Source organism: Pedobacter petrophilus, assembly GCF_009674725.1.
Taxonomy (GTDB): domain Bacteria; phylum Bacteroidota; class Bacteroidia; order Sphingobacteriales; family Sphingobacteriaceae; genus Pedobacter; species Pedobacter petrophilus.
Genome location: NZ_WKKH01000010.1, coordinates 1 through 13,965, shown reverse-complemented (window position 1 = coordinate 13,965; position 13,965 = coordinate 1). Strand labels below are relative to the sequence as shown.

Below are 13,965 nucleotides of genomic sequence, written 5' to 3'. Positions count from 1 at the left end.
TTCTCAGTCGTGAGTCTGGAGTCATTAGTCCACAGTCAACTATAATCGAACATCTATCATCATAAATGGATGTTCGAATAAATCATAAAAAATAAAGAGATTAAAATACTCATGGAAAATACTTCGATTGAAAAAAAGTATAGCAAGTGGATTATCATTCTTTCCATCTTCATACCTGTAGCAGTTGCATTTTTATTTGTAGTAAAGCTTAAGGATTTGGGGATCGATACACCTACGCTTCCGTTTTTACCACCGATCTACGCCACCATTAACGGCATTACTGCCGTGCTATTGGTTATTGCGGTTTGGGCCATTAAGAATGGCAAGATTGCACTCCACCAAAATTTAATGAAATCTGCAATAGGTTGTTCGTTATTATTTCTGGTGATGTATATCGCTTATCATATGACTACCCCTTCCACGAAATTTGGAGGAGAAGGCGCAATTAAATATGTTTACTTTTTTATTCTGCTTACCCATATTTTATTATCTATCGCCATTATTCCATTGGTATTGGTTACTTATGTGAGGGCTTTGGCTCAGCGTTTCGATAAACACCGTAAAATTGCCAGAATAACTTTTCCCTTATGGCTGTATGTGGCCATTACCGGTGTGGTGGTTTACCTGATGATCTCTCCTTATTATCAATATTAAAAGATTCTCGTTTTTAGTGTTGTTTTTTGTTGAACATTAGGCAATATTTTGTATTATTGGTACATGCTTATTGCCGTCTGGTTAGATAGCTTTCGCATATCTCTATTGTTATCCTCATTTATTTTAATTTTCAAAAGAACGATGACTGATTGATGTATGGCTTTTAAGGATAGTGATAAAGAGCGGGAGCTGATTAGGGAGATTATTGAAGGAAGTGAAAAAGCATTTTCCGTTCTTTTTTATAATTACGTTTCTGTTTTAGCATCATTTGCCCTTAAGTTTACCAAATCCGAACATGCTGCAGAAGAAGTTATTCAGGATGCTTTTCTTCGCATCTGGTTAAACAGAGATAAATTGGAGCATGTTGAAAACGTAAAAGCTTATCTTTATAAATATGTTTCTAATGAATGTTTAAGTCATCTTAGAAAAAAAATCAAAGAAGATAAGGCTATCAATCTGTTAAAAAGTCGTCATTCTGATCAGGATAATGTAACGCTGGACTCCATTCATCTTAACGAGATCAACAGATTAGTTGCATCAGCAGTAGAAGCTTTACCTCAACAGCGGCGTAAAATTTATGAACTAAGTAGGGGAGAGGGAAAAACCATCCCTGAAATTTCCGAGATTTTAGGGTTATCTTCAAGTACCGTCAAAAATGCTTTGGTAATTGCATTAAAAACCATTCGCGAAAACCTGATTCAGCATGGTATTTCGCTATTCTGGTTGATTTTATTGGAGTTATCAATAAAAAAATAAAAAAAATTCAATTTCCGGTAGTCCTTTTTTGTGCTTGCAGCTTCTTAGTATAAGATCTATGGAAGAAAGAGTTAAATTTCTGATTGCGAAGTTTCAGTCTGGCCAATTGGCGGCAGATGAAAAAGCAGAGTTGCTCATTCTGATTGAGGAATATCCTTCCATGGTATCCGCAGAAATAACCAATCTGCTCTATGCATATGAAGCTGCTAAAGAAGCAGAACATTCTAAAAGTGTTGATCATTATAAGTGGAATCAGGTACTGGGGGAAATTCTATCTGCCGACAGGCTTTTGGTTGTTAAAAAATCTCCAGTTAAGATTTATTTAAAATGGCTTGCAGTGGCTGCAGTTCTTGCCCTTGCATTGGCGGTAACATTACGGATCCAATCGGGTAAAGAAAGACAATATGTTTTAGCAACCGATATTGCTCCCGGTAGTAATAAGGCAATTTTAACGCTGGCCAATGGCAAGAAAATTTCTTTGAATGACATTGCCGATGGCGATTTGATTAGGGAAGCTGGTTTATCCATTTCAAAAACTGCCAGTGGTCATTTGGTTTATAATGTTGTAAACCTTGCTGATGAAACTGATAGCAATAAAACGAATACCATTTCAACACCAAATGGTGGGGAATGGCAAATACGACTCCCTGATGGGTCTAACGTTTGGTTAAATGCAGCGTCCTCACTGGAATATCCCTTAAATATCGGCACTGCGGGTAATCGTAAAGTGAAATTAAAAGGAGAAGCATATTTTGAAGTGGCAAAAGACGCTGCACATCCCTTCATTGTTGAAACAGAAAAACAGAAACTGGAAGTTTTGGGCACGCACTTTAATATTAGTAGTTATACAGATGAAAATGCTACCAAAACGACCCTATTAGAGGGTAGTGTACGCATTTCGGCACTCAAAAACTTATCAGATTACGAAATCCTGAAACCGGGTCAGCAATCTGTATTATCCGAAAATGGAATTGAAATAAATGCAGTGGATACAGATGAATCTATAGCATGGAAAAATGGATACTTCATGTTCAATAACGAGAAACAAGTAAGTATTCTCCGTAAAATTGCCAGATGGTACAATGTCAAAGTAGAATATGCAGACAAAGAAGCCAAAGATGTAATGTATTATGGAACAGTAAGCAGGTTTGATAAAATTTCTAAGGTATTACACAAATTTGAACAAACCGGAGAGGTGCGTTTTGAGATGCAGGGAAATAAACTGATTGTTTACAAAGATTAACGTGTACAGATGGAGGAGTAACTAACCTTTATCTCTAAAAATATTATTAACTATCAACCATAACCTAAACCAAAAAACTATGAACCAACTTCGACAACACTTCTGAGGATCGAAAGCTGAATAAATAATAGAGGAGTGCTTGCAACACCCCTCTATTTATCTGTCTGGCTATTTCCGGCAAACCGGAAACGATACAAAATCAATTATTTCTTGGATAACCGCGAAGGCACATGATGCGCTTAAACAGTATTGTGTCTCGCAAAAAACAGACTATTAAATGTACAAAATTTATGTTAGAATTTTATGTATGCATCGCCGCTACATACCTAAATTGCTATTGATGATGAAGTTAATTACGGTCATATTGCTTGCCTCCCTAATGCAGGTTAGTGCAGCGTCTTTTGGCCAGCTTGTTACATTAAAGGCTAAAAATGTAACGTTAGAGAGAATGATCAAAGAAATCAGAAAGCAATCTGGTTACGACGTTTTATTATCAACCAATAAAATAAAAAGTACAACTACATTCAATGCAGACTTTAATCAATCAACTATTGAAGAAGTGATGACAAAAATCATTTCCGGCAGGGATTTAAGCTATAGTATTGAAGACAAAACAATCTTAATAAAACCAAAAGACAAAACACTCTTTGATAAAGTGGCCGACTATTTCGCTGCTGTAAAGATTACGGGTAAAGTAAAAGATAAAAATGGAAATGGGCTCCCTGGGGTTAGTGTTCGTGAAAAAGGCGCTTCAAATGCGGTATCTACTACATCATCCGGAGATTATGTAATCACGGTAAAAGAAGGTGCCACTTTGATTTTTAGCTATATAGGTTATAAAACCACAGAGGTTGAAATAGGAGGTAAAACGCTGATAAATGTTATCTTAAGTGAAGATGCAGAGCAACTTAGCGAGGTTAATATCGTTTCTACCGGATATCAGGATTTAAATAAAAAGTTATTTACCGGTTCTGCCACTTCTCTCAAGGCATCTGATGTAAAAAGAGACGGTATTAACGATGTAAGTAGAATGCTTGAAGGGCGTGTTGCCGGCGTTTCAGTACAAAACGTATCGGGTACTTTCGGTGCTGCACCAAAGATTCGCGTTCGTGGTGCTACCTCTATCTCGGGTGATAACAAACCGCTCTGGGTAGTTGATGGAATTATTCTGGAAGATGTAGTAAACATATCGAACGAACAATTATCAACAGGCGATCCATCTACCCTGGTTGGATCTTCAGTGGCCGGACTTAATCCTGATGACATTGAAAGCTTTAATATTTTAAAAGATGCTGCTGCTACAGCCCAGTATGGTGCAAGAGCAATGAATGGTGTGGTGATTATTACGACCAAGAAAGGTAGGAATACACAAGGGAAACCAGTAATTTCTTATACCGGTAACTTCTCCAGCTACATGAAACCTTCCTATGATAACTTCGATATCCTGAATTCTGCTGATCAGATGAATGTTTATCTGGAAATGCAAAATAAAGGGTGGTTAAACCATTCAAGCTCATCACGGAGTGCAAACGGTGGCGTATTTACTAAAATGTACAATGAAATGTATAAATATGATCCGGCTACCGGAACATATGGCTTAAAAAATGATGCGTTTAGCCAGAAACAATTTTTACAACGTTACGCAGATACCAATACAGACTGGTTTGATATTTTATTCAAGCAGTCTTTTATGCAGGAACATTCAATTGGTATCTCAACAGGAACTGAAAAGTCCAAAATTTATGCATCAACCAGTTATTTACAAGATAACGGATGGACTGTTGGTGATAACGTGAAACGTTTTACAGGTAACCTTCGTGGCAATTTTGAAATCAATGATAGGTTAAGTATTGAGCTAATTACACAGGGTTCAATCCGCGACCAGAAAGCGCCGGGTACATTGGGTAGAAACGGTAACCCGGTTTACGGCACATATGATCGTGATTTTGACATCAATCCATTCAGTTATTCATTAAATACCAGCCGAACATTAACCGCATATGACGCAAACGGAAACCGTGAATTCTTTACCCAGAATTATGCGCCTTTTAACATTCTGCATGAGTTAGAAAACAATACTTTAGAGCTTAACCTAATTGATTTTAAAGTTCAGGGTGGTGTGCGATACAAAATTACAAAAGATTTAAAGTACTCGTTTGATGGTGCTTACCGTTATGCTAAAACAAGCCAGGAGCATAAGATAACCGAAAATTCTAATATGGCTGAAGCATATCGGGCGGGTATAAGTCCCAATGATGCGACTATAAGATCAAACAATAAATTTTTATACCGCAATCCGGATGATGTCAATGCTTTGCCAGTCTCAGTGTTGCCTTATGGCGGATTTTATAAAACAAACGACGATAATATTGTCAATTACTATGTTCGGAACAGTCTGGAGTATGATAAAACCTTTAACACCGATCACTTGGTTAACTTCTTTGCAACCCAAGAGATGCGTTATATCAACAGACAAAATAAGGTGTTTGACGGTTATGGTTACCAGTATGATAAAGGCGGTGTTCCATTTATAGATCCAAATATCGTAAAATCAAATGTAGAAGGTGGTTTCAATTATTATAGCATGAATTATCGCTATGAAAGATACCTTAACTATTCTTTAAGAGGTGCATATTCTTATAAAGGTAAATACAGCATCAATGCAACAGGCCGTTATGATGGGTCTAACTTACTGGGTGAATCACCTACAGCAAGATGGTTACCAACATGGAACGTTTCGGGAGCCTGGAATATAGATACAGAAAATTTTATGCAAAATGAACGTATAAAAAGAATAGTTAATCGTGCTACGCTTCGTGCAACCTATGGTTTAGTTGCAAGCATGGGTACTGCTCAAAATTCTAGCCTGGTATTAAGAAGTATGGCAACCAGAAGGCCATATATTCCTGAAAAAGAAACTAAATTATATATAGATGGCCTTGAAAATTCTGAGTTAACTTTTGAAAAGTTGAATGAATTGAATGTCGGCTTAGATTTAGGTTTTTTTAATGACAGGCTAACACTTACCGTGGACGCTTATAAGCGTAAAAGTTTCGATCTGATAGGAGAGTTTAGAAATGGTGGAATAGGAGGTGAATCTGTTAAACAAGCTAACTATGCAGATATGAAATCGCAGGGCATAGAGGCTGCTCTTGGTGCCCGGGTTTTAAAGAGCACTGATTTTAGCTGGTCTTCTCAAATGATATTCGGGTTTAATAAAAATGAAATTACTAATCTGAAAAACCAGCCATTGATATTTGGATTAATTGGTGCAGATGGAGGTGCTTTAGAAGGTTATGCTCAACGAGGCTTATTTTCTCTCGATTTCCAGGGCTTAGATCCCTTAAATGGATCCCCGAAGTTTATCAATAACGAAGGTGTTGTAAGTGGAGACGTGTATCTTCAGAGTAACGTTATTAAATACCTGAAATATGAAGGGCCGATTGATCCAAAATATACAGGAGGTTTCTCTAATACCTTCAAGTACAAAGATTTTACGCTTTCAGCTTTAGTTACTTTTGCAGCGGGTAATAAAGTACGCCTTTCGCCAGCTTTCAAGACAAGCTATACTGATTTAGATGCTATGCCTAAAGCATTTTTAAGCCGGTGGGAAATGCAGGGAGATGAGTTGAAAACAAATGTACCTTCAATTTTGGATGCTTACGAAGCGATAGGCTTTAGAAGTATTTACGCTTATAACAATTACAACTATTCTACAGAACGAGTAGCGGACGGTGGATTTGTGAGAATGAAACAAGTGATCTTAAGTTATAATATTCCGCCAAAATACACGAAGAAACTTGGCTTAACAAACTCATCAATTAGTGCTGTAGGTAATAATTTATTTTTGATTTATTCTGATAAAAAACTGAATGGGCAGGATCCGGAATTCTTTGGGTCTGGCGGTGTAGCCTTGCCTATTCCCCGTCAGTTTACCTTATCATTAAAAGTAGGATTCTAAATAAAAATATCATGAAAAAATTATATATATCAATTGTCGCGCTTGCTTTAATCTCTAACTTTGGGTGCAAGAAGCTTCTGGAGCAATCGCCAGATCAGCGGACGCAATTGAATTCCGTTGATAAAGTGGCAGAGCTATTAACCAGCGCTTATCCGGAAGGAAATTATATTGCATTTACGGAAACATCATCAGATAATGCAGAAGACAAAGGCCCTGGAATAGGCGATGAGGCAAGGGAAATCGTATTTCCTTATTATTGGAAAGATAATGATAATTACACAGAAGATACACCAACGAATTATTGGAATGCATGTTATACCGCAATTGCTTCTGCGAATGCAGCTTTAGAGGCCATTAATAAAGCTTCTGATCAAACTGCATATTTGCCTTACAAAGGTGAGGCTTTAGTAGCCAGAGCTTATGCCCATTTTATGTTGGTTACACTTTTTTCGAAGACATATGAGGCTGGAACAGCGAATGATTCTCCGGGAATTCCATATGTAACCTCACCAGAAAAGGTTGTGATAGGTCAATATTCAAGAGGGACTGTTGCATCTGTATATGCCGGTATTGAAAAAGACCTCATGGAAGGATTACCCCTTTTAAAAAATACCGCCTATAAAATTCCAAAATATCACTTTAATGTTGCTGCAGGAAATGCATTTGCTGCAAGATTCTTCTTATTCAAGAAAGATTATGATAAGGTAATTCAATATTCGAGTGCAGTTTCTCCTTCCAATACATTTGCAACGATATTAAGGCCATGGAATACGCGTTACAATACCTATACGCTTGATGAAATGTACCTGTATTTTACTCAGGCTACAGAACCATCTACTTTACTGCTTATCGAAACACCCTCCTCATGGGCAAGAACATATACCCCTCGTTATGGATATGGTCAAACCATAAATAATGAAGTTTTTACAGTTAATGTTACGGGAGCAAGATGGTCGTATAAATCAGCTTACTATGGCCAGCCGCATTATAGCATGTTAAAGTGGAAGGAATATTTTGTTAAAACAAGTCCGAATGCAACTATTGGAGATCCTTATACAATTGTACCGGTACTTACAGCAGATGAAACGCTGTTAAACCGCGCAGAAGCTTACGCATCGACAGGACAAAATTCGCTGGCAATACAAGATCTGAATATGTATGCGAGTACAAGAATCTTAAACTATAGTGCTACAGCCCATGCTGTAACATTAGCAAAAATTGCTGCTTTTTATGGCACAACAGACCCAAAGACAGGGCTCATTACCACTATTCTCGATTTTAAGAAAAAGGAGTTTACTCAGGAGGGCTTACGCTGGTTCGATATTTTGAGATACAAAATTCCGGTTACACATAGGGTTTATGCCCTAAATGGTTCTTTTACAACAATTGAACTAGCAGCTGATGATCCTCGTAAATTATTTCAGCTTCCATCTCAAGTAACACTATCCGGTATCACTTTAAATCCAAGATAATTATGAAAAAGACATTTAAATATGGATTTGTGGCATTAGTGATGTTAACAATTCTGGCATCTTGTAAAAAGGAAAGTAAGCTAAATGCCAATCTTAATGCAATAGATCAAAATATTATTACCAATAAAAATTCAACTGATATCTGGTTAGATCAGAATTTTTTAAATCCGTACAATATTGAAACGAAATACAGATTTGATCGTTTTGAATTACCATCTGGGAAAAATATTACGCCGCCTTTAGAGGAGCAGGTTATCCCTGCAATGGAAATGGTTCGCGATGTATGGATTCGTCCGTTCGAGGCTGCAGGAGGCGCTGATTTTATAAAGAAAATATCGCCAAAACAATTTGTTTTGGCTGGTAGTGCTGAATATAACAGTAACGGAACAATCACTTTAGGAACTGCAGAGGGTGGCCGTAAGATTGTACTTTATGTAATCAATTCGTTCGATAAAACCGACATCAATTCTGTTAAACAGATGATTCAGGTAATTCAGCATGAATATACCCACATTTTGAACCAAACGGTAGATTTTACACCTGAATATCAAACTGTTTCTCGGGGTGGTTACGAAGCCAACTGGACACAACGATCTCTTGCAGAAGCATATTCTTTAGGTTTTATTACGCAGTATGCCAGGGTATCTCCTTTAGAAGATTTTGCAGAGCAATCATCTAACATGCTGATGTTAGGTAGAGTGCAATATAATGGATTAGTAGCCTCATTACCGGCAGATGCGCAGTTAAAACTCAGAAAGAAAGAGCAATATGTGGTAGACTATTTTAAAACTTCATTTAATATAGATTTTTATCAGTTACAAAGGGAGGTGCAATTAGCATTGTTCAAAGTTTCTGCCCCTGTTCTTTCCAGAATGATCGGTGTTGGAATAGGCTATACCACGCTTACTAGTAATCCTACTACTGATCCTAATCAGTCTGCTGAATTCTTAGCTTTATGGAATGCAGCTAAAACTTCTATGGCTGCTGGTGGATTTGTTCTTAAAGATTTTAAAATGACTTTTAGAGCTGCTAATCTGATGACTTTAAGATATACTTTCACGAATGCTGCTGGTACGACAACCTATTCTGCCGATGCTGACTACACTTTGGCATTAAATGCAGCTACCGGGGTTACTACTTTTACCTTGAACGCTACACAACCTACCGCTACAGTTCCAGCCGTGGATCCTGTACCCTACGGCAACATGGGTGTAATTAATGCTCGAATGGCTGGTGTTAACAGCTATTTCAGAACAGGTTCTTTTAGAGCGAACTGGATCAATCAAATCATTCCAGGCGAAATTGGATTCGTTGGATCATTGGGTGCATTTTACAAAAGCACAAATACCAATTCTTATTTTTATGGAACAATGGGGCATTAATTAAGGAGAAATCAACATGAAAAAAATATTAATATATACACTTTTATCTCTTGCCCTGTTTACTGGTTGTAAAAAGGAAGAGGTATTGATTGACGGCCAGAGACCTGAAGAAAGGGTTTCGGCTACAGTAACAAAGTACAATAATGAACTTATAGGAAGTACAAACGGCTGGAAAGCATTTTTATATCCTGAAGGTGGTGGTGGTTATTCATTCTATTTTAATTTTACGAAGGATAATAAAGTTAACATGTATGCCGATATTGACTATGACCTGGCTGTTGAAAGCATGGAGAGCACGTACCGTATAAAAGCGCAGCAAAATCCAACATTATCGTTTGATACCTATAGTTATATGCATATTCTGGCCGACCCAGATCCTAATACTTTTGGTGGTGTTGCTGGTTGGGGTGTTTATTCTGATTTCGAATTTACATTTGATAAACAGGTGGGTGATTCGATTATGTTAACCGGTAAATTGCTGAAAAGTAAACTGGTATTAGTTAAAGCTACTTTGGCCGAAAAAAACTTCTATGATTCAAAGGAATTTGGCAACTCGATTTCAGATATAGTTAACTATATTGATTTTAACGGAAGTTTGTATTTTACTTTAGTTGATGCAGTGAAGGTTCAAACTTCTATCAATTACAGCCAAAAGGTAGTTACCTTAATTTGGGATAATGGCAATGGTGGTGTGAGTACAACAGCTACAGGATTTGCCTTTACTTTAAATGGGATCAGGTTTAAAGAACGTTTATTATACAAAGGTAAATCTATCAGTGAACTTACCTGGGACCCGGTAAAGCAGCTTTTCTTTACTACCGTGGAAGGCACAAGGCTGGAAGTATTATCATCTCCTACTGGCATTTACCCGCTACACTTGTTAATTGGTATACAATATTCTGCAATCATCGTTCCAAATGGTACAAGTTATCCGGGGTGGGGAACAGAATTTATTACGCGTAGAGCAGCAGCAGCAGCAGGTACGCTTGCATCCGGATATAATCTGAGATTAGATCAAATGGCATTTGTATTTAATACAATTAATAATACAATGTTGCTCAGCGCAGATGTATACCAGGGTGCAAACAGATTTATTGCCGATTTTCCTTATACGTTTACGAAAACTACTGCTGGCGTTTATAAATTTACGGCTTCTGCACCAACAGGTAATGCTGCATTAATCGTAACACAAATGGGGCCTTTAACTACCCAACGCATTAATACAGATACCTTTACGCTGGAGTATTTCAACAATCCGATAACTGGTGAAAATCTCGGTCAGTTTAGAAGTGTGCAAAATCCTAACTTCACGTTTTCAGGTTCGCTATTTTAGGTAGATTCTTTTTATACACGCTCTTAACCCCCGCCTCATCAGCGGGGGTTTTTTATGACATAATTTTTAACCTGCTCCAATCGTTAAATCAGTATATTTGTAAACATGAAAAGGAAAATCATTTTTATCTTATTTCTGGCGGCGCTAAACTTCGTAACGGTATTACCGGTTAATGCCCAATGTGCCATGTGCAGTATTAACGCTGAACAGGGTAACAAAAATGGAAACACGGTTTCCGCCGGCTTAAACACTGGTGTAATTTATCTTCTGGCCATTCCGTATCTCATGGCTATTGTAGTTGGAGTGGTTTGGTATAAAAAATATCGGAAGAAAAATATTCATCTGGAGATGAAAAAAGAGCCATTTAATTTGAATTAATCAATGGCTGAACAAACCTCAAAACTTTACGCCATTGTGCATTGTAAATGCCCGCATTGCCGTAGAGGTGATATTTTTACAGGCAGTATGTATGGCTGGAACATTCAACATACAAAAGAGGTTTGCGGCCATTGCGGCCAGCGGATAGAAATTGAACCGGGTTACTTTTATGCGGCTATGTATGTAAGTTACGCCATGAATGTGATCGAAATGCTTACTGCAAGTTTTGCCACCTATCTTCTTTTTGGCCCTTTAACGGATGATACCTTCTGGCATTATCTGATTGTTATTTTTGCCGGCTGCTTTATCCTTTATCCTTTCAATTACCGGTATTCCAGAATTATATTGCTTCATGTTTTATCGCCCAATATCAAGTATAAGCCATATTACGATAAGTAGTTTAGCCAATTAGTTGTAAAAATGAAAGCAGATCACACCAACCTTTAGGCGTTTTAACTGTTTTACCTGCGTTTATGATCTGAGCCGGTTGAACGGTTTAAATTCAATACCCTATTTATGTTAAAGAAAGAAACGTTAAAATTTATAAAAGATGTTGCGGATCACAATAACCGTGAGTGGTTTGCTGAAAATAAACCAAGATATGAAGAAGCAAAGCAAGATGCGTTAAACTTAATCTCAGCGCTGATTCCGGATCTGTCTAAAGTTGATCCATTAATTTCTGCAGAAACAGATGCGAAGAAAAGCCTGATGCGTATTTATCGTGATGTTCGCTTCAGTAAAAATAAAGATCCTTATAAAAATAATTTTGGCGTTTGGTTTTCTGCAAAAAGTAAAGGCGGAAACGAACCGGGGTATTACCTGCACATTCAGCCGGGAAAAAGTTTTATTGCCGGCGGATATTGGATGCCAGAGGCCCCACACGTTAAACTCATCAGGCAGGAGATAGATTATAACATTGGCGAATTCAAAGATATTATCAACAATAAGGATTTTAAAAGTAGTTTTAAACTAGGCACTTCAAATGCTTTAAAAAATGCGCCAAAAGGGTATGATCCTGCTGATCCCAATATCGAATTTCTGAAATTAAAAAGTTTTGAAGCCACAATGGAATTAGCTGATGAAGAATTCTTTAAGCCTACACTCGTTAATAAGTTAATAAGTTCTTTTAGAACAGTAAATCCATTAATTGCATTTTTACGAAATGCTATCGATCAATAATCAGTTTTCAATTGGTAGTTTTCAGTTAACACTCAATAAACCATTGTTTAAATTGCCTAATGCCAGTTCTAAAGTTTTGATTTGACTATTGATAAATTTTCTGCAACTAAATTTTATACTAAATATTCTGTACTAAACATGAAAAATACCTTTTTAACTTTTGCCGTTTTATTGTTTATCTCCGCGCTAACCTCCTGTGTGGTTTTATCTCCAAAAAAGTATAAAGCATTGTTGGGCAGTAAAGATTCTTTGTATACCGCTTTTAATGAAGGATTGGTTAAAATTGAAAACCTGGAAAAAGAAGTTTCCAAGCTAAAAAAGGATACCACCTTAATGGCTGAAGAGTTAAGAGACTTACAGCATAACTACAATGAAGTTGATGCGAATTACAAAAAACTTAAGAATAACTCAACCAGCGAAATCACTAAATTATCAGGAGATTTAGCTGCGAGAGAAAAGCGTTTAAAAGAGGTAGAAGAAGTACTGCGGAAACGCGATGAAGCAACCAACTCGTTAAAAGAAAAGCTTCAGCAGGCATTATTAGGCTTTACTAAAAGTGGCCTGACGGTAGAAATTAAAAACGGCAAGGTTTACGTTTCCTTAACAGACAAGTTATTATTCCCTTCTGGAAGTATTGTTATTGATGAAAAAGGCAAACAAGCCTTAACCCAATTGGCTAATGTATTAAAGCAACAGCCTGAAATTAATATCGCGGTAGAAGGGCATACTGATAATCAGAAAATAAATAACCTTGGTCAGATTAAAGATAACTGGGATTTAAGTGTATTAAGGGCAACATCGGTGGTGCGCTATTTAACCGAAAACGAGAAGGTAGAAAGTGTAAGAATGACGGCTACAGGAAAAGGAGAATTCCAGCCTTTAGGTGCAAATACCAATGCGGAAAACAGAAGTAAAAATAGGCGAATTGAAATTGTATTGTCGCCAAAATTGGATGAACTCTACAATTTGATTAAATAGAAAGCGCAACAGTTTTGATTGTTAATACTAAGGCTTTTTCAGCCTATTTCTTTCGTGTGCCATTATTGGGGTAAGCCTCCCACAACTGTCATGAATTTTGATATTGTTATATATGTTTGTGGCATCCCCTACAGTTATTGCTTGCTCAATAGAGGTATGGCCATGATCAATGCGCTAGAATCCCCTTGATTCTTTCTGCAATGGGGTTTTCGTATGGAGCAACCTTTTCGGTCATTGATAGCCGGATATTGAAATGGTTTATCATTTGTACATATTCACTGCAACAGTATTGTATCCCCATCACTATGATGGATAAGCCCTTCTTTCCCCAACAAGATATCATCTAACAATATTAAACGGGCCATAATTTCAAAAAGTTATTTCAGAAATTTACTAATTGATTATAAGCTTAATAACTCTATTTATTGCATTGGTTACATTTTTTTTATAATGAGTTAACTTATTTTTCTATCTTTGCCACCCGCTCCGGAAGGAATGGATTGCTGACTGAGAGGTTGGCAGGATTGAAAAGCAAATTAGGGATACGGGTTTAAAAATAAAATTTATTTTATTTGGAATTTGGTAAAAGATTCCTACCTTTGCACTCCCAACGGAAACGAAGGGGAAAT

11 protein-coding genes are annotated in these 13,965 nt (G+C 37.1%); all 11 read left to right on the top strand.

What is annotated here, in order from left to right:
• Positions 1–111: 111 nt before the first annotated feature.
• The 11 genes from GJU39_RS08450 (at position 112) to GJU39_RS08400 (ending at position 13,336) form a co-directional block, all read left to right on the top strand.
• A complete protein-coding gene (locus GJU39_RS08450; RefSeq protein WP_154280353.1) occupies positions 112–654 on the top strand; it encodes a DUF420 domain-containing protein in 543 nt (180 codons plus the stop codon).
• Between the two features lie 156 nt (positions 655–810).
• Positions 811–1,410 (top strand): RNA polymerase sigma factor, encoded by a 600-nt coding sequence (locus GJU39_RS08445; RefSeq protein WP_154280352.1) that lies wholly within the window; start codon positions 811–813, stop codon positions 1,408–1,410.
• A 58-nt stretch (positions 1,411–1,468) separates the two neighbouring features.
• Positions 1,469–2,653: a FecR family protein gene (locus GJU39_RS08440; protein WP_154280351.1), complete on the top strand. Its 1,185-nt coding sequence runs from the start codon at positions 1,469–1,471 to the stop codon at positions 2,651–2,653.
• A gap of 340 nt (positions 2,654–2,993) precedes the next feature.
• Positions 2,994–6,614 (top strand): SusC/RagA family TonB-linked outer membrane protein, encoded by a 3,621-nt coding sequence (locus GJU39_RS08435; RefSeq protein ID WP_154280350.1) that lies wholly within the window; start codon positions 2,994–2,996, stop codon positions 6,612–6,614.
• Between the two features lie 11 nt (positions 6,615–6,625).
• Complete coding sequence (locus GJU39_RS08430; protein WP_154280349.1) at positions 6,626–8,086, top strand: RagB/SusD family nutrient uptake outer membrane protein; 1,461 nt, start codon at positions 6,626–6,628, stop codon at positions 8,084–8,086.
• Positions 8,087–8,088: 2 nt separating this feature from the next.
• Complete coding sequence (locus GJU39_RS08425) at positions 8,089–9,468, top strand: zinc-binding metallopeptidase (RefSeq protein ID WP_154280348.1); 1,380 nt, start codon at positions 8,089–8,091, stop codon at positions 9,466–9,468.
• A gap of 16 nt (positions 9,469–9,484) precedes the next feature.
• Entirely contained in the window at positions 9,485–10,801 is a 1,317-nt protein-coding gene (locus tag GJU39_RS08420) for a DUF4302 domain-containing protein (RefSeq protein WP_154280347.1), read from the top strand.
• 105 nt (positions 10,802–10,906) lie between these two features.
• Complete coding sequence (locus GJU39_RS08415; RefSeq protein WP_154280346.1) at positions 10,907–11,179, top strand: hypothetical protein; 273 nt, start codon at positions 10,907–10,909, stop codon at positions 11,177–11,179.
• A 3-nt stretch (positions 11,180–11,182) separates the two neighbouring features.
• Positions 11,183–11,578, top strand: coding sequence for a DUF983 domain-containing protein (locus GJU39_RS08410; protein ID WP_154280345.1), 396 nt, complete (start codon positions 11,183–11,185; stop codon positions 11,576–11,578).
• 117 nt (positions 11,579–11,695) lie between these two features.
• Positions 11,696–12,358 (top strand): DUF2461 domain-containing protein, encoded by a 663-nt coding sequence (locus GJU39_RS08405; protein ID WP_154280344.1) that lies wholly within the window; start codon positions 11,696–11,698, stop codon positions 12,356–12,358.
• A gap of 138 nt (positions 12,359–12,496) precedes the next feature.
• Positions 12,497–13,336, top strand: a complete 840-nt coding sequence (locus tag GJU39_RS08400) for an OmpA/MotB family protein (RefSeq protein ID WP_154280343.1) — start codon at positions 12,497–12,499, stop codon at positions 13,334–13,336.
• Positions 13,337–13,965 lie beyond the last annotated feature (629 nt).

What these genes read in the sequence shown, in the direction of transcription:
- GJU39_RS08400 (WP_154280343.1), top strand. Translation starts at nt 12,497, where the DNA reads ATGAAAAATACCTTTTTAACTTTTGCCGTTTTATTGTTTATCTCCGCG.
- GJU39_RS08410 (WP_154280345.1), top strand. Translation starts at nt 11,183, where the DNA reads ATGGCTGAACAAACCTCAAAACTTTACGCCATTGTGCATTGTAAATGC.
- GJU39_RS08440 (WP_154280351.1), top strand. Translation starts at nt 1,469, where the DNA reads ATGGAAGAAAGAGTTAAATTTCTGATTGCGAAGTTTCAGTCTGGCCAA.
- GJU39_RS08435 (WP_154280350.1), top strand. Translation starts at nt 2,994, where the DNA reads ATGATGAAGTTAATTACGGTCATATTGCTTGCCTCCCTAATGCAGGTT.
- GJU39_RS08445 (WP_154280352.1), top strand. Translation starts at nt 811, where the DNA reads ATGGCTTTTAAGGATAGTGATAAAGAGCGGGAGCTGATTAGGGAGATT.
- GJU39_RS08425 (WP_154280348.1), top strand. Translation starts at nt 8,089, where the DNA reads ATGAAAAAGACATTTAAATATGGATTTGTGGCATTAGTGATGTTAACA.
- GJU39_RS08450 (WP_154280353.1), top strand. Translation starts at nt 112, where the DNA reads ATGGAAAATACTTCGATTGAAAAAAAGTATAGCAAGTGGATTATCATT.
- GJU39_RS08405 (WP_154280344.1), top strand. Translation starts at nt 11,696, where the DNA reads ATGTTAAAGAAAGAAACGTTAAAATTTATAAAAGATGTTGCGGATCAC.
- GJU39_RS08415 (WP_154280346.1), top strand. Translation starts at nt 10,907, where the DNA reads ATGAAAAGGAAAATCATTTTTATCTTATTTCTGGCGGCGCTAAACTTC.
- GJU39_RS08420 (WP_154280347.1), top strand. Translation starts at nt 9,485, where the DNA reads ATGAAAAAAATATTAATATATACACTTTTATCTCTTGCCCTGTTTACT.
- GJU39_RS08430 (WP_154280349.1), top strand. Translation starts at nt 6,626, where the DNA reads ATGAAAAAATTATATATATCAATTGTCGCGCTTGCTTTAATCTCTAAC.